The organism is Agrobacterium vaccinii (genome assembly GCF_021310995.1).
In the GTDB taxonomy this organism is placed as follows: domain Bacteria; phylum Pseudomonadota; class Alphaproteobacteria; order Rhizobiales; family Rhizobiaceae; genus Agrobacterium; species Agrobacterium vaccinii.
The window spans coordinates 442,760-463,724 of record NZ_CP054151.1; the positions used below are offsets into that span (position 1 = coordinate 442,760).

Annotated in this window: 16 protein-coding genes and 1 tRNA gene; 6 read left to right on the plus strand and 11 right to left on the minus strand. The window is 57.7% G+C overall.

The window, feature by feature from the left end; translation table 11 throughout:
• Positions 1 to 131: 131 nt before the first annotated feature.
• On the plus strand, positions 132 to 2,081 hold the full coding sequence (locus tag HRR99_RS17150; protein ID WP_422387337.1) for an AI-2E family transporter: 1,950 nt from the start codon (positions 132 to 134) through the stop codon (positions 2,079 to 2,081).
• A 2-nt stretch (positions 2,082 to 2,083) separates the two neighbouring features.
• On the opposite strand, the gene HRR99_RS17155 is transcribed toward HRR99_RS17150, so the two are convergent.
• Together HRR99_RS17155 and HRR99_RS17160 are read right to left on the minus strand one after the other, a co-directional pair.
• Positions 2,084 to 2,734 carry a DUF2161 domain-containing phosphodiesterase gene (locus HRR99_RS17155; RefSeq protein WP_233123949.1) on the minus strand — a complete coding sequence of 217 codons (651 nt, stop codon included), beginning with the start codon at positions 2,732 to 2,734 and terminating at the stop codon, positions 2,084 to 2,086.
• Positions 2,735 to 3,814, minus strand: coding sequence for a D-alanyl-D-alanine carboxypeptidase family protein (locus HRR99_RS17160; RefSeq protein ID WP_233123950.1), 1,080 nt, complete (start codon positions 3,812 to 3,814; stop codon positions 2,735 to 2,737).
• Positions 3,815 to 4,145: 331 nt separating this feature from the next.
• On the opposite strand from HRR99_RS17160, the gene HRR99_RS17165 reads away from it, so the two are divergent.
• Complete coding sequence (locus tag HRR99_RS17165; RefSeq protein WP_277877916.1) at positions 4,146 to 5,435, plus strand: Gfo/Idh/MocA family protein; 1,290 nt, start codon at positions 4,146 to 4,148, stop codon at positions 5,433 to 5,435.
• 289 nt (positions 5,436 to 5,724) lie between these two features.
• Here the strand turns inward: HRR99_RS17165 and HRR99_RS17170 are convergent, their stop codons facing one another.
• The gene (locus HRR99_RS17170; protein WP_233123954.1) at positions 5,725 to 6,474 is read right to left on the minus strand and encodes an SDR family oxidoreductase; all 750 of its coding nucleotides are present in this window, start codon (positions 6,472 to 6,474) and stop codon (positions 5,725 to 5,727) included.
• Positions 6,475 to 6,488: 14 nt separating this feature from the next.
• Positions 6,489 to 7,073, minus strand: a complete 585-nt coding sequence (locus HRR99_RS17175) for a nucleoside 2-deoxyribosyltransferase (protein WP_233123956.1) — start codon at positions 7,071 to 7,073, stop codon at positions 6,489 to 6,491.
• Positions 7,074 to 7,237: 164 nt separating this feature from the next.
• On the opposite strand from HRR99_RS17175, the gene HRR99_RS17180 reads away from it, so the two are divergent.
• The gene (locus HRR99_RS17180; protein ID WP_111839596.1) at positions 7,238 to 7,864 is read left to right on the plus strand and encodes a ribonuclease D; all 627 of its coding nucleotides are present in this window, start codon (positions 7,238 to 7,240) and stop codon (positions 7,862 to 7,864) included.
• 249 nt (positions 7,865 to 8,113) lie between these two features.
• Positions 8,114 to 9,709, plus strand: coding sequence for a flagellar biosynthesis protein FlhF (locus HRR99_RS17185; RefSeq protein WP_233123957.1), 1,596 nt, complete (start codon positions 8,114 to 8,116; stop codon positions 9,707 to 9,709).
• Between the two features lie 115 nt (positions 9,710 to 9,824).
• On the opposite strand, the gene rpsA is transcribed toward HRR99_RS17185, so the two are convergent.
• Together rpsA and cmk are read right to left on the minus strand one after the other, a co-directional pair.
• Positions 9,825 to 11,525 (minus strand): 30S ribosomal protein S1, encoded by a 1,701-nt coding sequence (gene rpsA, locus HRR99_RS17190; protein ID WP_111839598.1) that lies wholly within the window; start codon positions 11,523 to 11,525, stop codon positions 9,825 to 9,827.
• 165 nt (positions 11,526 to 11,690) lie between these two features.
• Entirely contained in the window at positions 11,691 to 12,323 is a 633-nt protein-coding gene (gene cmk / locus HRR99_RS17195) for a (d)CMP kinase (protein WP_233123959.1), read from the minus strand.
• Between the two features lie 230 nt (positions 12,324 to 12,553).
• Between cmk and HRR99_RS17200 the strand changes: the two genes are divergently transcribed.
• Both HRR99_RS17200 and HRR99_RS17205 read left to right on the plus strand, forming a co-directional pair.
• Positions 12,554 to 12,940, plus strand: a complete 387-nt coding sequence (locus HRR99_RS17200) for a TIGR02300 family protein (RefSeq protein ID WP_111839600.1) — start codon at positions 12,554 to 12,556, stop codon at positions 12,938 to 12,940.
• Between the two features lie 153 nt (positions 12,941 to 13,093).
• Positions 13,094 to 13,169: transfer RNA gene (locus tag HRR99_RS17205), tRNA-Ala, on the plus strand.
• A gap of 667 nt (positions 13,170 to 13,836) precedes the next feature.
• Here the strand turns inward: HRR99_RS17205 and HRR99_RS17210 are convergent.
• From HRR99_RS17210 to HRR99_RS17230, 5 genes are all read right to left on the minus strand, one after another.
• Positions 13,837 to 14,721, minus strand: a complete 885-nt coding sequence (locus tag HRR99_RS17210) for a DUF4167 domain-containing protein (RefSeq protein WP_233123961.1) — start codon at positions 14,719 to 14,721, stop codon at positions 13,837 to 13,839.
• 373 nt (positions 14,722 to 15,094) lie between these two features.
• Positions 15,095 to 15,919 (minus strand): peptide chain release factor N(5)-glutamine methyltransferase, encoded by an 825-nt coding sequence (gene prmC, locus HRR99_RS17215; protein ID WP_233124952.1) that lies wholly within the window; start codon positions 15,917 to 15,919, stop codon positions 15,095 to 15,097.
• Positions 15,920 to 15,957: 38 nt separating this feature from the next.
• Positions 15,958 to 17,037: a peptide chain release factor 1 gene (gene prfA, locus HRR99_RS17220; protein WP_233123962.1), complete on the minus strand. Its 1,080-nt coding sequence runs from the start codon at positions 17,035 to 17,037 to the stop codon at positions 15,958 to 15,960.
• A gap of 29 nt (positions 17,038 to 17,066) precedes the next feature.
• Positions 17,067 to 19,334 (minus strand): phosphoenolpyruvate--protein phosphotransferase, encoded by a 2,268-nt coding sequence (gene ptsP, locus HRR99_RS17225; RefSeq protein ID WP_233123964.1) that lies wholly within the window; start codon positions 19,332 to 19,334, stop codon positions 17,067 to 17,069.
• 163 nt (positions 19,335 to 19,497) lie between these two features.
• On the minus strand, positions 19,498 to 20,775 hold the full coding sequence (locus tag HRR99_RS17230; RefSeq protein WP_233123966.1) for an aspartate kinase: 1,278 nt from the start codon (positions 20,773 to 20,775) through the stop codon (positions 19,498 to 19,500).
• Positions 20,776 to 20,965: the final 190 nt, after the last annotated feature.

Sequence of the window (20,965 nt, forward strand, 5' to 3'; positions counted from 1 at the left end):
AAGAAGCGCGTTCCCTGCATCGCATATATCTCACTCCGTTCGACCCTTCGCCCAAGGCCTTCAGGCAAATTTGATGCCCCTTGTTCCCATGGTCTGCCGAGTGACACTGGTGGACATTGCGAGGGGACGAAATGGGACTTCCGAAAAGCATCGAACCGGCAGCCGTAACGCCGAATTATCCAATCGTGGATGTCGCGTCTAACACCATGTTGTCGGCCCGTACGGTCCTAATCCTGATCGGCGTTGCGTTTCTGTTGCGTATAGGCCAAGAAATTTTCGTGCCGCTGGCCCTGTCGCTGCTGCTCTCTTTCACGCTCGCGCCCATCGTGTCGTTTCTACGCAAGCGATCCATTCCCAAAATACTGGCCGTCATTATGGCCGTGACATCCGCCTTTTTCGCCATTGCCGTGTTCAGTTTCGTCATTGCAACACAGGTTGCTAACCTTGCGGAAAACATTCCCACCTATCAGCGTAACATCGTCAGCAAGGTTCAGGTGCTGGCACAGGCTGGCGCAGGCAATGGATTGCTCGATCATCTCAGCAAGGCTGTGGAGAAGGTCGGCGCTGAAATACAGGTGAGAGCCGCGGAAAGCCAACAGGATGCCGCGCCCGAGCCGACCGCCCGCGAGCCGATGCCAGTGGAGATCGTGTCGCGAACCAATCCGCTGCAAACGCTTGGAAACCTTATTCTTCCGCTGATCAGTCCTTTTGCAACGGCGGGCCTTGTCATCGTGCTCGTGGTCTTCATGCTGCTGGAGCGAGAAGACTTGCGGGACCGGTTTATCCGCCTCGTCGGTCTTAGCGATCTGCACCGCACCACCGCAGCCCTTCAGGATGCGGGCAAACGCGTCGGCAAATATCTGCTGATGCAATTGGTCGTGAATTCGCTTTACGCCCTGCCAATCACGATCGGGCTTTGGATACTCGGTATTCCCAACGCGATTCTCTGGGGCCTGCTCACATTGGTTCTGCGGTTCGTGCCTTACATCGGCCCTGTGATCGGCATGATCCTTCCGCTGTTTCTGGCCCTTGCTATTGCACCGGGCTGGTCGCTCGTGGCCTGGGTCGCAGCACTGTTTCTGACGACGGAACTGATCAGCAACAACGTCATCGAACCATGGCTGTATGGTTCGCATACGGGGCTGTCACCGCTCGCCATCATCGTGTCGGCAATTTTCTGGTCGTGGCTGTGGGGACCGATCGGCCTGATGTTGTCCACTCCATTGACCGTCTGCCTCGTCGTTCTGGGCCGCCACGTTCCGCAGTTCGGATTTCTCGATATTCTGCTCGGCAACGAGCCCGTTCTTGAACTGCACGAAAAGCTTTATCAGAGACTGCTCGCTGGCGACCCGAACGAAGCCACCGACAATGCTGAGGAATATCTGAAGGATGAATATCTCGTCGATTACTACGACAAGGTCGGCCTTCCAGCACTTCTCCTTGGCGAAATGGACAGACAGCGCGGCGTGATGTCCGATACGCAGATAACACTGTTTTCCAATAGCTCGCTGACACTGGTCGATAATCTGTCCGATGTTGCCGATGAAGAGGAAAACGAGGACGAACCTGAAGACAACGAAGCTGGCGCAGCCGTCTTTGACGAAACAGACCTACCTGACGGACGGGGACATTCGGTGCTGTGCATTGGTGGTCGAGGTGCGATAGACGACGCGGCCTCTGCCATGCTGAGCCAAATTATCGAGGTTCAGGGGGCAGATGTCACCTCTGCGAGTTACGCGGACCTCACGGGCCGGTCATCGTCCAAGCTTGCCTTGGAGTCCATCGATACCGTGGTCGTCGCATTCCTGAACGGCAACTCGAAATCCCACGCGCGACAGACTGTCCGCCGCTTGAAGCGCGCCAAGCCTACGCTGCGGGTCGGCATCCTTGTTCCCGCTGCGAACGGGCAGAACTATGCCCAGATCGACGGCGAGGAAATCGGTGCAGATTACGTTGCCATTTCACTGGCGCAGGCAGCTCGTCTGGCATTGACGCGCACTGCGCCGACCGAACTTGTCGTTGCGCCGAGAAAAATCGGACGCCCTCGGGTGAGACCGACAGCGCCCATTATCGCGGCTTAAAACTATGATTGTGGCCAACGGACCAGCGCCTCACGGCCTGCGTCCGTGAGGCCATAAACGCCCCTGTCCAGTCGTTCGAACCATCCGTAAACGTTGGATTGCAGGATTTTTCCCGCTTCGGGCGTCGCCGCCCTCACCTCTTTCAAGCGTAACGCCCCAGCCGCTAGCGTCGCAGCGCAAGCCAGGGCCTGTTGGCGATAGGCCGTCATCATGGGCGTGCGTGTGCTTCCGCCGACAACAGGATCGCCGCGCCGTTTCTGATGTTCACGCACGAGGCGCGAGCGCCGCTTTGGGTTGGTGCGCGGCATGGGCGATACGGAGCCAACGATCACGCTGACATCACCCTTATCGGAAACACCCAACATGCCAATTCCCAATCGACGGCAGAGATCACGATAGCGTTTGTCTGCCTCACGTCCCCGTCCCTTGGCAGACACTTTTGCCGCGATCCAGACTTCATCCGACACCGCAGCCCTGTCCACGGCCTGAAGAATGAGTTCCAGATTGAAACTCAGCTTGAGTTCGCAGACGACAATAACAGGTGGCTCCTCGCCACTGATGCCGACGAGATCACAACCGCCGATCTCACCCTTGACCGAAAAGCCAGCAGCTTCCAGAAACGCCTTGACCGGACGGTAGAGCGAGGTTTCCATTCAACCGGCGGAGCCAGCGGGCTGCGGAGCTTGTCCCGGGCGCGGAGATGGCACCGGTACATCCGTTGCAGTCTCACCTTGCCATGTCGTGATGGTGTGTACCTCCCCGGCAATCTGGTCTTTCAAAAACGTCTCATGTCCCGGCAACCCCATAGGATAAAGCGCTTCACGCGTGGCCTCGTAGGCAGCGCTCTTATCCGTACAGAGACGGACTCGCATATCCTGCGGCGCGACCTCCGGGCGGTTCTGGATGGCTTCGACAGACCCGGAAGGTTTCAGCACACCATCGAATGCCTGCGTCAGATACTGCGCGGAGCGTTCGTTTCGTTCCCGCTCCGTCGTGGCACCCAGCATCACCACCATCACGCGCTTTCCATTGCGCGTGGCGAGGCCGACATAATTTCGACCGGAGGCGCAGAGGAAGCCGGTCTTCATGCCGACCGTTCCGCTGAAACTGGTCAGCAGCGTGTTGTTAGACTTGATCTCCTTGCCATCGATGATCACAGCAGAGCCTTGGAAGAAACGGCTGTATTCTGGAAAAGTCTTGTCGATTTCCATGCCAAGCAGCGCAAGGTCGCGTGCGGTTGCGTAATTGGTGCGGTCGAACAGACCGTTAGGGCTGGCGAAATGTGTGCCCGTCATGCCCATGCGGGCAGCCGCTGCATTCATCCGCTGAACGAACTCCGCTTCGCTGGGCGCGACCGCCTCTGCCAAGGCAACGGCGACGTCATTGGCCGATGCCGTAAGGGCGGCAAACAGCGCATCCTCTAGCGTCATCGCTCTGCCCAATGTCAGGCCGGACTCCAGAAAAGCCTGTTTGGTCGCGTTGCGGGTCATGGTAACCGGGGTCGTCAGCGTGACCTCGCCGGATCGCAGAGCCTCGAACACCACGAACGCCGTCATCAGCTTCGTCGTAGATGCTGGATACCACGGCACGCCAGCATCCTCCTGATACAGGACCTGATGAGTGGCGGCATCAAGGACAAGCACAGGCGTGGCATGGGCAGCCCCCGTTATCAAACAGGAGACCGCAGTTGCAACTGCGGTCAGGGCCCTTGCGGCCAACAACATCTTGGTCATGTCTCAGTCTCCACGCAACTGCTCCCTCATGGCACAAGAAACCTTGCGGGCACAAGCGCCTCCTAATAGGCGACCGTGGCGAGTTGAGGACGATAGAGGGGTCAGCGTATTTTCCGCGCGTCGGCCGTTGAGCAACGAGTGCGATGCAGCATCAAATATGCTTGCCTAAAAATCATAATATGACTTTAATGACTAGATAGTATCTATCCGTCGGTCCGACATGCTCCCAGCCCACCCATTCCATACAATATCGCCGGTCCTGGATGATACTCGCTGTTTGACGTGCGGGTGCTCGCCGTCAGTAGAATGACGACATGCAAAGGGAAGCCAAGTGAAAATCGCGATTGTAGGATGCGGATCACGTCACAAGATGTTTCGCGACTCTGTGACAGAAGACTATGCGGACAAGCACGAAATCGTGGCGCTCTGCGATAGCAATGCTCACCGCCTGGGCGAGGCTGCTAATGCCATTTCCAAACCTGGCACCAACGGCGTGCCCACCTATCTTGCGGAAAATTTCGATCAGTTGATTGCCGAGCAGAGACCGGACACCATCGTCGTTGCCACGCCGGATTTTTTGCATTCCGAATACATCGTGCGGGCCTTCGAGGCTGGCTGCGATGTGATCTGCGAGAAGCCGCTGACAATCGACCTGTCCCGACTGAAACAGATCGTCGATGCGCAGGCGCGGACGGGACGAAAGGTCATGGTGACCTTCAATTACCGTTACTCCCCTGCCCGCACGCAGATAAAGGACATGCTGGCATCCGGCGTGATCGGCAAGATCACCGCCGTGGATTTTCGCTGGCATCTGGACCGTGTCCATGGCGCGGATTACTTTCGGCGCTGGCACCGTCACAAGGAAAATTCCGGCGGACTGCTTGTCCATAAATCAACGCATCATTTCGATCTTCTCAACTGGTGGCTGGCATCCGTGCCGACGCAGGTGTTCGCTTCCGGTCAACGCGCCTTCTACCGACCAGAGACGGCGGTGGAACTCGGCCTACAGGACCATGGCCCGCGTTGTGCCGACTGTCCGGTGGCGGAAAGGTGCGCTTTCCGCCTCGATCTTGCCGCCGACGCCCAATTGCGCGCGCTCTACCTCGATGCCGAGGACGAGGATGGATATTTCCGCGACCGCTGCGTTTTCGACGCAGATATCGGCATTGAAGATACTATGCAGGCGCATATTCGCTACGCATCCGGCGTCACCGCCAATTACACACTGACCGCCTATTCACCCTGGGAAGGGCTTGAAATCCGGTTTCAGGGCACGAAGGGCGAGATCATTCACAAGCACATCGAGGTTCACGGCGTCTTTGGCGGTGTCCGCGACCACGCCGACGAAGAAGCCATTACCACGCAACTGCATCTTGCCGGGGAATTGCCAAGAATGATCGACGTGCCGAAGGCAACCGGCGATCATGGGGGCGCAGATCCGGTCATGCTGGGCTATATCTTCGCTCCAGAAACGATGGAGCCGGACCGGTTCAACCGCGCATCCGACCACATATCCGGTGCATGGTCCATTCTGACGGGTATTGCCGCCAATGCGTCTATCGAGACGGGATCGGCAGTCGATATCCAGTCCATGTTGACATCACGCGGCATCAATATCTGAAGACGTGAAGAGCCGTTAACTTGCGGTGATGAGAATTGAGGCACTGAAAAGGAAAAAGCCTGCCGCGGGAGGAGGTGCGGCAGGCTTTAAACTTGATCGACAACTGGGAGGAGGAGTGCTGTCGATCCACATCTTGCGACGCTGGGAGGAGGAGTGCGTCGCTTCGATGATTTGAATATAGTCGCGTCAGCAGAATTTAACAGAGCAACTCTCGCAATGCAGGAATGCATTTTTGCATAGCTTGGCAAATGTTGCCCTGTTTTTCATCACATAGGCATGCTCTTTGTCGTCAAACGTCTCTGTGAACTTGAAATCCGGCAAAGGACTGATTGACCGGCATCAACTCTATGCTGTTGATATTGATATGCTTTGGTTGCGACGCAACCCAGTGAACGGTGTTGGCGATATCTTCTGGAACGATGGGATTGACGCCTTTATAAAGTGCGTCGGACGCCTCCTGGTTTCCACCAGTGCGCACCACGGTGAACTCGGTTTCGCACATCCCCGGCTCGATCGAGGTCACGCGAACGCCCTTACCATGCATGTCCGACCGCAAACCCAGCGAAAACTGGCGCACGAACGCCTTCGTACCGGCATAGACGTTGCCGCCTGTGTACGGCCAACTGGCCGCGACGGAGGAAAGGTTGATGACCACACCCCTGCGCTCGATCAGCGTCGGCAACAGATGATGCGTGACGTTCAACAGACCTGTGATGTTGGTATTGACCATCGTATGCCAGTCTTTCAACGGCACGCCCGGAGCTATTGCCGTACCCAATGCGAGACCGGCATTGTTGACGAGGACATCTATATCCCGGAATTCAGCTGGCAACGATTCGAACGCCGACGCCATTGCGGCTTCGTCGGTTATGTCGAAGACCATGCCGTGAAACGCCGCGCCGAGCTCTTCACCCAGTTTCGCGAGCCTGTCTGCCCGGCGACCCGTGCCGACGACTTTCCAGCCATCTTTCACAAACAATCTGGCCGTGGCCTCGCCAAAGCCCGAAGTCGCGCCCGTGATAAGAATTGTTCCGCTCATCTGTTGTCTCCGCCTTACTGATTTTTCTGTTCAAGAAGCGCTTGAACTGCATGCTGCAAGCATTCCTTGAATGCCTTGAGATCGGTGTAGAGCGCTTCCACTGGCGCGTCCCCCACCACCACGACACCACCGCGCCGCAAAATTCCGCCATGCAGCATGAGATTGTCCGCCATATCGAAATTCTCGATCGACAGTCCGTCTGGTCCGCGGTAACGACCGGTTTCATCCAGCGTCGCGACATCGCCGTAATGGCGCTTGATGCGGGTGAAATGATCCGCTGCAACGTTGGTATAAGCAAAGACCGGCTTGCCCAGCGCGCACATGAAGCCGAGCTCGAAGCTGGTTCCGGTATCCGCCGCAATGCCACGGAACGGTGTGAGGTTGGCGATGATGGCATCAGCCTCAATCATCATCTCCTCATCCACGGCATTGATGTTGCAGCCATGGCCGATTTTCGTCTCTGCCGGAGGGATCTGGAGATCGCCAGGTGAAAGCGGGATGAAACCGGCCTGACGGGCAAGTTCGGCTTTCGCATCAAGCATTTCACGGGCATTCGGCAGGAAAACTTCCGGCCCGGCGAGATAGACTTTGACTGACATGGGAAAAGGCACTTCTGATTAAAATGAGCAATGGTGGGTAGCTTAACCCGCCGTTCCGCCGCAGTGCAAGGCCAGCTCCCGCCTTAAGAAAACACGATGAAACAGTATCGCGAACAGGCACTTTGCGATATAGCCGCCGCAACAATCCAGAAGTGGAGACAGGCATGGCAGCGACGATCCGTTATCACGAAGGCGATATTTCTGAACGGGATGCAGCCCGCTACACCGGCGCGGTCGCCATTGACACGGAAACGTTGGGACTTGTGCCAAGACGCGACCGGCTGTGCGTCGTTCAGCTTTCGCCCGGGGATGGCAGCGCCGATGTCATCCGCATTGCGGCGGGCCAGAAGGAAGCGCCCAATCTGGTCATGCTGCTGGAAGACCCCGCGCGCCAGAAGATTTTTCACTATGGCCGCTTTGATATTGCGGTGCTCTTCCACACTTTCGGCGTCACTTCCACGCCGGTCTTCTGCACCAAGATCGCCTCGCGCCTCTGCCGGACCTATACGGACCGCCATGGCCTGAAGGATAATCTGAAGGAAATGCTGGAGGTCGATATCTCCAAGGCCCAGCAATCGTCCGACTGGGCTGCGGAAAAGCTATCTCAGGCGCAACTCGAATATGCCGCATCCGACGTGCTGTACCTCCACGCCTTGCGGGACAAGCTCACCGCTCGTCTGATTCGTGATGGTCGCTACGAGCACGCAGAAGCCTGCTTCGCGTTCCTGCCGACACGCTCCAAGCTTGACCTGCTGGGCTGGGACGACACTGATATCTTCGCGCACAGCTGACCACGAGCATCTCCAGCGCGCCTAAAGCGCTTGGTTAGCGGAACGTTAATCTTTCAGGATCATTGTTCAAGCAGTTGATTCGACACACATGCCAGCAATCGCGGCTGCGCTGTCTCAAACTGTTCTATGCCGCATGAGCGGACGGAAATAGTCCCTGCCTCGTCGCCAAGGCCCAAATCGAAAGCCGGGCCGTTTCAAGTTGATATGTCCTGTATACGTAACGGGACGTATCGAGGAAGGGAGCGCGCAATGTTACCGCCTGTCAGCCCCGTGAGCGTAACCGACGCCTCTTTCAGCACCGCGACACCGCGCCAGGATGTTGCCCCTGCACAGACAACTCCTACGACGACGGTACCCGCAGAGCCGCCGGACGCCCCTAATCTCGCATCCAATACCGGCATTCGCGCAGTATCCGGCGAACTCCAGCTTTCGAAGAATGTCAGCGTGCTGGCCGAAACGCTCGGTAAGCTTTTGAACATCGCCCGCATGGATGGCGAAGCCGCCGAAGCCTACGTCAACCGTCTCGTCGAGAACATCAAGACACTTGGCCCAGACCAGAAGGCAAATCTGGAAAAAGCGCTAGGCAGCATCTTGCGCGGCATCAGCCTGGATATCTTGGCGAGCGCACTGAAAAGCTCGGCGGGGCCGGAAGCCGCACGACTGGCAGTGCTGTTTGAGCTGACACGCTCCGGTCCGGCAGCACCACAGAACAAACCCTCGGTCCCGACCTATTTGCAGGACATTCTTCCGCAAAATCCAGAAGTCGCCCGGAATCCCAATGTCAATCCATCTAGGCCACTCTCGACTGTACCTACGGGCGCAGAGAAGGTCTTGGCGCAGATGCCAAAACCCGAGATGCAGATTGCAGCTGAGGTGAAAGCAGGCACGCCAATGGCGAAGCCATCGGCTAATCTTGGGCAGGGTGCAAATTTCGATATAGCCAGTCCCGCGAAGCCTGCGATGGTTGCGGTCTCCCCCAATCCGGTAGGTAAAGCTGCTGTAAACGCATCCTTGGTTCCGGTTGACGCTCAAGTGACGACGATTCCTCAACCATCTGAGGCCACCAGCAAACCCACATCTGTCGCCAACGGACAGACTGCCCAAACCGCTGCCCCTCAGCTGGGAAAAATACCGGCACCGATAATCACGAAACAGCTTGATGTGCCACTGCAAGAAACTGCAGAGCCTCAAGGTACGCCCCTCCCCGCTACGCCATCGGGCGGCAGGCTGAGCGCCGTCATCGCAAACGCCTTTCTGGCAGCCTCGCCCAAAGAGATGGAAAAGCTGTTGTTTGCTGCCGTTCTGGGGAAACTCCCTGAACGCGCCGAGGTAACGACAACGCAGATGCCTGCGGGCGCATGGGTAGAGCCGGAGCTAGAACATGCCTCCAAATCGCAGGTCCTCCATACAATCAATCCACAGACAAAAGCCGAACAGGCGGCAGAAGACAGCCTGCTTACCTCTCAGCGCCCCGAGATGATCGCTGCTCAACGCACAGCCGTTGCGCACGATATCAAGGCCGCCATTCTTGAGCAGCCAACGCTGCATGCAGCCGTCGCAGCAATGATGGCGAAGGAGGCAGCGGCGCTGCCCTACGTCGCCTACCCCTCGGCGAAAGACGAGCACGAATCGGATTCCCCGCCACGTGGGCGCTGGCCGTCATCGCAGGGTGATGCTGAAGATGCTGACGGCGGCGGCGAACAGCCAGACCATGAGTCGTCTCAAGAGGAGCGGACGGCAGCCAATGATGAGCCTATCGATCATTCCGTGTCTGAGGGGGCCAACGATGATGGGTCCGTCGGTAATGCCGAATCCTATTATCTGAGGATGAGCGGTTTCTCCTGAAATCGCATCGGCCTGAAAGCTGAAACCATAAGCAGGCCGGAGAACCCAAAGCCCATGAACGAAAAAACCCGCCGGATCGCTCCGGCGGGTTCTTTATTTCGGATACTTGGACCGATTACTCGGTGCGACCCTTCAGAGCCGCGCCAAGGATGTCGCCGAGCGAAGCGCCACTATCGGACGAACCGAACTGAGCGACAGCTTCCTTCTCTTCTGCGATTTCCAGAGCCTTGATCGAAAGCATGACCTTACGATCCTTCTTGGAGAAGTTGACGACGCGGGCGTCGAGAACCTGGCCAACCGAGAAACGCTCTGGACGCTGATCGTCACGATCGCGGGCCAGGTCGTTGCGGCGGATGAAGGACGTGATGTCTTCATGGGCAACGAGCTTCACTTCGATGCCACCTTCGTTAACGCCGATAACTTCAGCGGAAACAACGGCGTTCTTGCGAAGTTCGCCAGACGTTGCGGCTTCACCGACAGCGTCCTTGCCGAGCTGCTTGATACCGAGCGAGATGCGTTCCTTCTCGACGTCTACGTCAAGAACAACAGCCTTTACGGTGTCACCCTTGTTGTATTCCTCGATGACCTGCTCGCCTGGACGGTTCCAGTCGAGGTCGGACAGGTGAACCATGCCATCGACATCGCCTTCGAGACCAATGAACAGGCCGAATTCGGTCTTGTTCTTGACTTCGCCTTCGACTTCAGTGCCGGCAGGATGGCTGAACGCAAATGCCTGCCATGGGTTTTCAAGCGTCTGCTTGAGGCCCAGCGAAATACGACGCTTGGAAGGATCGACTTCGAGAACGACAACGTCGACGTCCTGTGTTGTGGACAGGATCTTGCCGGGGTGTACGTTCTTCTTGGTCCAGGACATTTCGGAAATGTGGATCAAGCCTTCGATGCCTGGCTCCAGCTCAACGAATGCACCGTAGTCGGTGATGTTCGTGACCGTACCGGAAATCTTCTTGCCAACTGGATACTTGGCAGAGATGCCATCCCAAGGATCAGACTCGAGCTGCTTCATGCCGAGCGAGATGCGGTGGGTTTCCTGGTTGATACGGATGATCTGAACCTTGACCGACTGGCCAATGTTGAGGATTTCCGAAGGATGGTTGACGCGGCGCCAAGCCATGTCCGTGACGTGCAGCAGACCGTCGATGCCGCCGAGGTCAACGAACGCACCGTAATCAGTGATGTTCTTGACCACGCCGTCAACAACCTGGCCTTCTTCGAGGTTCTGAACGATTTCAGAACGCTGCTCGGCTCGGGACTCTTCGAGAACCGTACGGCGGGAAACAACGATGTTGCCGCGGCGCTTGTCCATCTTGAGGATTTCGAAGGGCTGCGGGTTGTGCATCAGCGGGGTAACGTCGCGGATCGGACGAATGTCGACCTGCGAACGTGGAAGGAACGCAACAGCGCCATCCAGATCGACGGTGAAGCCACCCTTGACCTGGTTGAAGATGACGCCTTCGACGCGTTCGCCAGCTTCGAACTTGGCTTCGAGCTTGACCCAGCTCTCTTCGCGGCGAGCCTTCTCGCGCGACAGAACGGCTTCGCCCAGAGCGTTCTCAATACGCTCAACGTAAACTTCGACTTCGTCGCCGACCTTGAGGCCGCCGTCTTTGGAACGGGCGCCGAATTCCTTGAGCGCGATGCGGCCTTCGACCTTGAGGCCGACGTCAACGATCGCAACGTCTTTTTCGATCGCCGTGACGATACCCTTGGCTACATAGCCTTCAGCAAGGTCATTGGAAGAAAAGGACTCTTCGAGCAGCGCTGCGAAATCGTCGCGCGTGGGAGTAGCTACAGACATTCAATCTCCTGAGAGTATCCAAAGAATGGATACAAAGCACCGGGGGTTCGTGTTGATCATTCCCAAATCCATGCCCGCCTCTCTTAACGAGGCTTTCCGGCGCAGGGCATGCTTTCGGGATATTCCAGTCTAGACGAGGTCCGGTTGGCCCGGCTCCCGCAAATGTCATTTCTTCAGAGCAGCATCGATAATCGATTTCGCTGCCTGAAACGCCGCCTCTATACCCATTTCCGACGTATCAAGCAAGTGCGCGTCTGCTGCTGGCTTCAAAGGACTATCGCTTCGTCCCATATCGCGCGCATCACGCTTCTTCACGTCTTCGAAAACCGCGTCGTAATCCGCCACTTCGCCCGCCGAAATGATTTCATCATAGCGCCGCTTCGCCCGCACCGCGGGGGATGCTGTGACGTATAGTTTCACCGGCGCATCCGGGCATACCACTGTTCCGATATCTCTGCCATCTAGAACCGTTCCCGGCTGCCGCGCTGCGAACATTCTCTGCGCCTGCACCAGCGCACGGCGCACGGCGGGCATGACAGCGACCTTGGACGCCGCCTCCCCGACCTCGTGCTTCGCCAGCACGGCGCGATCCAGACCGGAAAGCTCCAGATGCAGCGCCATCTGCTCCGCCACCGCCTCGTCATCCAGAGGCAGGTCGGCGTCCAGCAGCGCCTTCGCCGTTGCGCGGTAGGTTAACCCGGTATCGAGGTGGTGAAACCCGTAGACATCGGCGATTCTGCGCGAGAGCGTTCCCTTGCCCGCGGCAGCAGGCCCGTCGATCGCGATGGTGAATGTCATGGCTCGATATTACCCTGCTCTGAATAGGGCCTGACGACCCGGCAGACGCTTATTATAAGTCATGCGTCCGATCATCAAGTGACAACGTGCCATGCAACCAGCGCTCTTTATGAAGTTTATCTTTGACAGGAAACGCATCAGCTATTAATGGGACCGGCTAGAAATTTACCGTGTACTGCCGGAAATACGGCGTAAACACCGAACCCATCTCACAATTCGAGGCTTAGACAGTGGCAAAAGCGGACCTTGGCACCAAGCGTACAGACCCTGATACCGGCAAGAAATTCTACGACCTGAATCGCGATCCTATCGTATCCCCATACTCCGGCAAGTCCTGGCCGCTTTCCTTCTTCGAAGAAACGACCGCTGCAAAGAAAATGGAACAGCAGGCCGAAGAGGAAGAAGTCGCCGAAGTCGATACCGAAAACACGGAAGTCGAACTCGTGCCTCTGGAAGACGCCGATGGCGACACCAGCGGTGACGACATTCCAGATATCGAAGGCGATGACGACGTAGAACTCGACGATGACGACGATACGTTCCTCGAAGCAGACGAGGACGATGAAGACGACGACGTCTCCGGCATCATCGGCGTCAGCGACGACGACGAAACCTGATTTTCCACAGGATTTCTCGCCCGGCGTCAAAAAAATGTCGTCGGGCGAACTTTTCGGCTTGCCATCTTCCAGAAGCAGAAGTATCAAGCCGCCACCGACGCAAAAAACTGCTTCGGTTCCCGGAACCGGATTGAAAAATACCGGCACCCGTATGGGGCTATAGCTCAGCTGGGAGAGCGCTTGCATGGCATGCAAGAGGTCAGCGGTTCGATCCCGCTTAGCTCCACCAATTTCCCTTAGTAATAATCGTACCAAAATCGCGATGACGGAATTTCTTTTTTTTCAGAGCACATTGTGCTGTTTTTCGTTTTGGAACCTCTCTTCAATCATACGATTTTTCCACACTCCTCCGAGCTGTCCGCCTAACTCATCACCTATTCTCCGGAATATATGCCGAGGGGACTCCACATTCTCGAAGACCGTCTCTTGCAAGCCGCAGTCGTTGCGCTGCGAGAACGGATCGACCGCCATTAAATCGCCACTACGCGTCAGGAGCGAAGAGTAGCCTCGCGCGGGCTTACTTGGGCATGGATTGGTGAGAGACTCGTTTCATCAGCCATTGGACGTTTCCGATGGCGACCAATGTGGGAACCTGCCGCCGCCAAAGAGGACGGTTTAAAACAATCAAATTCACACATGCTCTTGAAACGTCTCAAATTCTTTTTGTGAACCTTCGAGAATTGGAACGCGGAATTTCGAGGTGGGGGTTTTTACGACAGCCCCTCAAGGTGGGAGATCGATTCCGTGGATTGCGCCTGTGAATCTCCGATGTCACGCTTGAAGAGCCGACCTGCGACCCGAATGGGCCCATTTGATTGAGCCATCGCAATACCGACAGCACAAAAAACCCGGCAAAACGCCGGGTTTTCGTTTGTCATACAACTAATGATTCGACCTTAGTCGGCAGCGTTTTCCAGCGTTGGGGCGTCGCCGCCTTCGGTGGATTCCGCGTTGGTTTCGCCTTCTTCAGCTCCTGCGGCGCGGCGAGGGCGACGTGGGCGGGGGCTGGTGCTGCGGGGGCGGCGGGGGGCGCGTTCGGAGGCGGCGGAGTTGACCTGCGCCTCCTCTTCGACTGCAACTTCCTTGGGCGTGCCCTCGATGACCGGCTGAGGTGCGGAGCTGGCGTCGTAGACCGGGGCGCTGACGGCTGCGGCTACGGCTGGGACCGGCGCTGTGTCGTCTTCCGCTTCACGGGGCTGGCGTTCCTGACGGGCAGGACGCTCGCGACGGTCACGGCGCTCGTTACGGTCCTGACGCTCAGGGCGATCCTGGCGCTCGGGGCGGTCCTGTCTTTCCTGACGTTCACCCTGATCGTTGCGCTGCGCCTGCTCGTTACGCTGGGAGCGCTGCTCGGGCTGATCATGATTGACGGGCATGGAGACGACGACGTCATCGTTGTCATCGCCGTCCATCTCGTCACCATCGCGCTCCTGCTGGAACTCGCCGCGATCATCGCGCTGGAAACGCTCCTGCATTTGCGCCTGTGCAGATGCAATGATGCGGTTGTAATGTTCCGCGTGCTGCAAATAGTTCTCGGCCATGACGCGATCACCGGAGCTCTGGGCATCACGGGCAAGCGTCGCATATTTCTCGGCTATATGCTGGGCCGTGCCGCGGATCTTAACATCGGGACCGGAGCTGTCGTAACTTCTGGTGAGCGGGTTGCCACCCTTGCGGTTAAAGTTGTTGCTGTTACCGCCACCACCGCCGCCGTTGCCACCATTGTTATTGTTGTTGCTACCACGCCCCCGGCCGCGCTTGTTCTGCTGTCCTGGCCTCATCAATTGCTCACCTGAATTCTATTTTGATAATTCTCGTTGTTTCGTTGCAACGAAAAACCGACGGTTTGGCCAGTTTTACGACGTTGCGCCCATCACGCGCCTTGACCCTAAAGGACAAGACCTCGCGTTTTGTGCCCAGATGCGCAAATGCTGCATCGAGCTGCCTGCGAAGAAAGTTTACTGATTCACATGCCGGGAATGCCCAGCCTTTCAGGGTTCTCAAAAAACCCGCTTCGGGACTGATTCAAACCATGGCGAATCTAAAATTCACCGTCAGCCACCCTGCATGTGGGCGCAAACTAGCCCGCTTCCTGCGGAAATCCAAGCCTTTTCTTTTGCTTTGCAAAATAACCTTGCACAAAACCCATCAACACTACCGACCAAATATCAGGGCGCGATCATTGCCGCCGTAATCCTTCGCCGCCTCAAGACGCGCATAGCCGTGGGTCGCGAATATACCTGTCACGTCGTCTTTCTGATCGTAGCCGATTTCAACGCCGATAATGCCACCATCCACCAGAAATTCCACAGCTTTTTCAGCGATGGTGCGGTATGGGGCAAGGCCATCCGCACCGCCATCGAGCGCCAGCATGGGATCGAACTCGCGGACATCGCGATCCAGTGTCTGGATCACATCCGTTCTTATATAGGGCGGGTTCGACACGATTATGTCAAAGCGGCCCTCGATACGATCGAACCAATTGCTCGCGACCGCCGTAAAACGGCTGGTGAGGCGGTGTCGCTCAGCATTTTTCTGTGTCGTTTCGAGAGCATCTGGCGCGATATCGCTGCCGATACCAGTGGCCTCAGGGCATTCGCTGAGGAGCGCGAGACAGATAGCACCAGTGCCGGTGCCCAAATCCAGCACACGCGCCTGGCCCACTTTGCCTGCCATGCGACGCAGGTGCGGCAGCAGGGCATCGACCAGTACCTCGGTATCTGGCCGTGGCTCCAGCGTGCCGGAAGACAGGAGGAGGTCGAGGCCGTAGAATTCGCGATGGCCGAGAATGCGGTGGACCGGCTCGCCTTTTGCCCGCCGCGCGACGAGAGAAGCGATCTGCTCTGCCTCGGTCTCGCTGATGAGTCGCGTGCCGTTCAACACGAAATCGGTGAGCGAAAATCCGACGACCTCCCCTGCCAGCAGCCTGACATCAGTAAGCGGTTCCGGCACGCCTGCATCCTGCAGCCGGTCTCGCATCCTGGCAACAAAGGCTTGCACCGTGAGCGGCGTCTCACTCAATGTTGCTCGCCCAGTTGCGCCAATTGACCTGCCTGATAATCGGCAATCAGCGCATCGACCATTTCATCGATATCGCCTTCGATCATGCGGTCGAGCTTGTAGAGCGTCAGGTTGATGCGGTGATCGGTGACGCGCCCCTGCGGGAAATTATAGGTGCGGATGCGCTCGGAGCGATCGCCGGACCCGACCTGGCTCTTGCGGTCTGCGGAGCGCTCATTATCGACCTTCTGGCGCTCGATATCGTAGAGTCGCGAGCGCAGGACCTGCATGGCTTTCGCACGGTTCTGGTGCTGCGATTTTTCCGACGAGGTGACGATGAGGCCGGTGGGCAAATGGGTGACGCGCACCGCCGAGTCCGTGGTGTTGACGTGCTGGCCACCGGCGCCCGACGCGCGCATCGTATCGATGCGGATGTCTTCGGCGCGGATTTCGATGTCGATTTCCTCGGCTTCCGGCAGAACTGCGACGGTCGCCGCCGACGTATGGATGCGCCCACTGGCCTCGGTTTCCGGTACGCGCTGAACGCGGTGCACGCCGGATTCGAACTTCAGCTTGGAGAACACGCCGCGCCCGGTGATGGTGGCGATGATTTCCTTGAAACCACCTGCCTCACCTTCGCTGGCGGAGAGTATCTCGACCTTCCAGCCCTTGGTGCTGGCGAAACGCTCGTACATGCGAAACAGGTTGCCCGCAAAAAGGGCCGCCTCGGAGCCGCCCGTTCCGGCGCGGATTTCGACGATGGCGCTTTTTTCGTCTGCGGCGTCCTTGGGCAGAAGAAGGATTTGCATGTCCTTTTCGAGCTGCTCGATAAGCTCGGACATATCAGGAAGCTCTGCCTCGGCGAGATCGCGCATGTCCCTGTCGGTCGATTTGTCTCCCAGCAGGTTTTCGAGATCGGCCACTTCGGCAAGCGCCTTCTCATACTCGCGGATGGTTTTGACCACCGGCTGTAATTCCGAATATTCAGACGCAAGCTTCACGTAGACATCGGCGGCAGGGCCAGCCGACATGCGCGCTTCGATTTCACCGAAACGCCGCTCAAGCTCACGCATTTTTTCGACGGGAAGCTTCGCCACCTGTCACGCACTCCAATTTTTCTTGGCTTTCAAATAGGGATGGAATGGGTCGCTGCAAAGCGCAAAAGCACCTGACGCGTGCTTTCCACCGACTTGTTGTCATCCAGCGCCGCTTCCAGTTCCTCCGACAGCGCTGCCGCATCCAGCCCCAGCAGCATAGCTTTGACCGGGCCGATGGCGGTGGGCGACATGGAAATAGAGCGGAAGCCGAGGCCCATCAGTGCCATGGCAGAGAGCGGCTTGCTGGCCATCTCCCCGCACAGCGTGACCTGCGTGTTGTTGCGGGTACCGGCGCGGACGATGTCACGCAGGATGCGCAGGAAGGGCTTGCCGAGATTGTCGAAACGATCCGACACGCGGGCATTGCCGCGATCCACCGCCATGGTGAACTGGAACAGATCGTTCGAACCAACCGACACGAAATCGACTTCGGCCATCAGTTCGTCCAGCTGCCACATCAAAGAGGGCACTTCGAGCATGGCCCCGAATTGCAGCTTGCGCGGCAGGGAATGGCCGAATTTCGACAGGTGCTGCACTTCCTTTTGCAGCAGTTCCCGTGCAACGCGGATTTCCGCGACCTCGGTGATCATCGGCAGCATGATGCGCAATTCGGCACCTGAGGCAGCACGAAGAAGCGCGCGCAGCTGGGTGCGCATCAGGCCAGGACGGTCGAGCGACAGGCGAATGGCACGCCAGCCGAGAGCCGGGTTTTCCTCTTCCTGACCGCGCATATAGGACACGACCTTGTCGCCGCCGATATCAAGCGTGCGGAAAGTGACCGGCTTGCCTTTGGCGTTGCGCAGAACGCTGCGATAAAAGGCTTCCTGCTCCTCGCCCTTAGGCATGTTGGAGGCGATCATGAACTGCAGTTCGGTGCGGAACAGGCCGATGCCATCAGCACCGGATTCGTCCAACTGCGGCAGATCGACCAGAAGGCCCGCATTCATCTTGAGATCGACCCGCTGGCCGTCCTTGGTGACGGGTTCGACATCGCGCAGCGCCCGGAACTGTTCCTGACGCTTGGCGCGAAGACGGACTTTTTCCTCGTAGGCCCGCTGAAGATCCACAACGGGGCGCAAATGCACCTGCCCGTCGTCGCCATCGATGATGATGGCGTCATTGTTTTCAGCCAGCGCCACGATGCCTGCGGCCTGGCCGATGATGGGAATGCCCATGGCACGTGCAACGATGACGACGTGGCTGGTGACAGCGCCGTCTTCCAGCACCAGCCCGCGCAGCTTTTCACGCGGATAATCCAAAAGCTCGGCAGCACCCATGGCACGGGCGAGAACGATGGCATCCGCCGGGAAATCTTCCTCAGGGCCGCGACCGCCATAGCCGATCAGCTGGCGCAGAAGGCGGTTGGCCAGATCGTCGAAATCGTGCATCCGCTCGCGCAGATAGGGATCGGTGAGGCGCATCATGCGCGCCTTGGTGTCGCTTTGAACCTTTTCGACAGCGGCTTCTGCCGTTAGTCCATTGCGAATAGCCTCTTCCATGCGACGCACCCAGCCCTGGTCGTGGGCGAACATGCGGTAGGTTTCCAAGACTTCGCGGTGCTCGCCTTCCGTCGCCACGTCGCGGCGCTGGAGCATGTCATCGATGGACAGGCGCAACGAACCGATGGCCTCCGCCAGGCGGCGGATTTCCATATCGGCGTCTTCGTTGAGGAGATTGGTGACGACGATTCGCGGATCATGCAGAACGACATGGCCAAGGCCGATGCCTTCTCCATAGGCATCGCCATCGATGGAGACGGCCCGGGTCAGGTCCAGCTCCACACCGGGGCGTGTGATTTTCTTCAATTCACCGCTCGCCACGATCTCCGCGATAAGCATCGCAGTTGTCTCAAGCGCTTCAACTTCATCCTCCCGGTATGTTCGGCTGGTCTTGTTCTGAACGACAAGAACGCCAAGAGTGCGACCGGATCTCAAAATCGGCACACCGAGGAAGGAATGATAAATTTCTTCTCCCGTTTCAGGAAGATAGCGGAAAGCGGGGTGGGCCTGCGCATCGGAAAGATTGAGCGGCTGGGCGGATGCGGCGATGGTGCCGACAAGACCTTGCCCCATTTTCAGCTGGGCCAGATGGACTGCGTCTTTATTGAGTCCTTCGGTGGCGTAAAGCTCCAGAACGCTGTCGGACCGCAGCACGTAGACGGAACACACTTCTGCGACCATGTTGCTGGCAATCTGCCGAACAATCTGGTCGAGACGCTCCTGCGGCTCAAGATGCTCCGCCATCATTTCGCGAAGCCGCTTGAGGAGGACGCGTGGACCTGCGGAAAGGTCTCTCATCGCGTGTGCTCCCTGATGTCTTCACATACGGACCGAGATGATCCGCATGGCAATCAATCAAAATCTATACCGCCTGCACAGCAAGCCGCAAGGCAGGGATGCACAGTCGACCTAACATCAGTCACGCCCAAAGAATCGGACGACGTGTATCGACGTTACAGAATCAACTCTTATCCAGACCGTAAGCAGAATGCAAAGTACGAACTGCAAGTTCCGCATAGGCGCCATCAATAAGGATGGAAATCTTGATTTCCGACGTCGTGATGGCCTTGATGTTGATATTCTTCTCGGCCAAAGCCTTGAACGCGCTGGCAGCAACGCCTGCGTGGCTGCGCATGCCGATGCCGATGACCGATACCTTGGCAAGACCGGTCTCGTTCTGAACGACGTCAAAGCCGATCTGCGCCTTGTTGTCTTCCAGTACCTTGATGGCCTTGGGCATATCGCCTGATGGAACCGTAAACGTCATGTCGGTGCGCGAACCATCTTCCGAGATGTTCTGCACGATCATGTCCACATTGATGTGGGATTCGGCCAGCGGGCCGAAAATGGCGGCGGACACACCCGGCCGGTCCGACAGGCGGCGCAGCGAGATTTGTGCTTCATCCTTGGCATAGGCGATGCCGGTTACGACTTCCTGTTCCACGATTTCTTCCTCGTCACAAATCAAAGTACCGGGCGGATCGATAAGGTCACCCATGCCCGGCGCATCGGGATCCTCGAAACTGGAGCGCACGAAGGTCCGAACCTTGTGCACCATGGCAAGCTCCACCGAGCGAACCTGCAAGACCTTTGCGCCCAAGGATGCCATTTCGAGCATTTCCTCGAAGGCGACCTTCTTGAGGCGGCGGGCCTTGGGCACGATGCGCGGATCGGTGGTATAGACGCCATCGACATCGGTGTAGATATCGCAGCGGTCCGCCTTGACGGCAGCGGCAATGGCAACGGCAGACGTATCGGAACCGCCGCGACCGAGCGTGGCAATGCGGTTGTCCGGGCCCAAGCCCTGAAAGCCGGCAACGACGGCCACCTGACCCTCGCCCATGCGGCGAACGATATCGGAACCGTCAATATCCAGAATGCGGGCGGCGCCATGGGCGTTATCGGTGCGGATGGGGATCTGCCAGCCCTGCCAGGAACGGGCATTGATGCCCATGGACTGCAAGGCAATGGCCAGAAGACCAGACGTAACCTGCTCGCCCGACGCGACGATGGCGTCATACTCGCGCGCATCGTAGAACGAGGTTTCCTTGGAGCCCGCCACTTTCGGCGTGTTCTGAACCCAGTCCACCAGCTCGTTGGTCTTGCCGGACATGGCGGAGACGACAACCGCCACCTCGTGACCGGCATCCACTTCACGTTTCACATGCCGGGCGACATTATGAATGCGTTCGAGATTTGCGACGGACGTGCCGCCGAATTTCATGACAATGCGAGCCATAGTTGACCAGTACCATCCCATTTTGCCGCCCAACATGGCGGACAAGAGCACAACCCAGTCGGCACCTTCCCAAAAAAGGGCCTCAAGTTGCGGGTCTCATAGCGAAAAGGCATGGTCCACGCAATGCCGTTTATGAACCATGCGGTACGCCTTTTTCGGCGTGACGGGCCTGACCAGCAGCGAATGCGGG

Coding starts and splice junctions, on each gene's coding strand:
- HRR99_RS17150 (WP_422387337.1), top strand. CDS start 132: ATGGGACTTCCGAAAAGCATCGAACCGGCAGCCGTAACGCCGAATTAT.
- HRR99_RS17155 (WP_233123949.1), bottom strand. CDS start 2,734: ATGGAAACCTCGCTCTACCGTCCGGTCAAGGCGTTTCTGGAAGCTGCT.
- HRR99_RS17160 (WP_233123950.1), bottom strand. CDS start 3,814: ATGACCAAGATGTTGTTGGCCGCAAGGGCCCTGACCGCAGTTGCAACT.
- HRR99_RS17170 (WP_233123954.1), bottom strand. CDS start 6,474: ATGAGCGGAACAATTCTTATCACGGGCGCGACTTCGGGCTTTGGCGAG.
- HRR99_RS17175 (WP_233123956.1), bottom strand. CDS start 7,073: ATGTCAGTCAAAGTCTATCTCGCCGGGCCGGAAGTTTTCCTGCCGAAT.
- HRR99_RS17180 (WP_111839596.1), top strand. CDS start 7,238: ATGGCAGCGACGATCCGTTATCACGAAGGCGATATTTCTGAACGGGAT.
- HRR99_RS17185 (WP_233123957.1), top strand. CDS start 8,114: ATGTTACCGCCTGTCAGCCCCGTGAGCGTAACCGACGCCTCTTTCAGC.
- rpsA (WP_111839598.1), bottom strand. CDS start 11,525: ATGTCTGTAGCTACTCCCACGCGCGACGATTTCGCAGCGCTGCTCGAA.
- cmk (WP_233123959.1), bottom strand. CDS start 12,323: ATGACATTCACCATCGCGATCGACGGGCCTGCTGCCGCGGGCAAGGGA.
- HRR99_RS17210 (WP_233123961.1), bottom strand. CDS start 14,721: ATGAGGCCAGGACAGCAGAACAAGCGCGGCCGGGGGCGTGGTAGCAAC.
- prmC (WP_233124952.1), bottom strand. CDS start 15,919: ATGCGAGACCGGCTGCAGGATGCAGGCGTGCCGGAACCGCTTACTGAT.
- ptsP (WP_233123964.1), bottom strand. CDS start 19,334: ATGAGAGACCTTTCCGCAGGTCCACGCGTCCTCCTCAAGCGGCTTCGC.
- HRR99_RS17230 (WP_233123966.1), bottom strand. CDS start 20,775: ATGGCTCGCATTGTCATGAAATTCGGCGGCACGTCCGTCGCAAATCTC.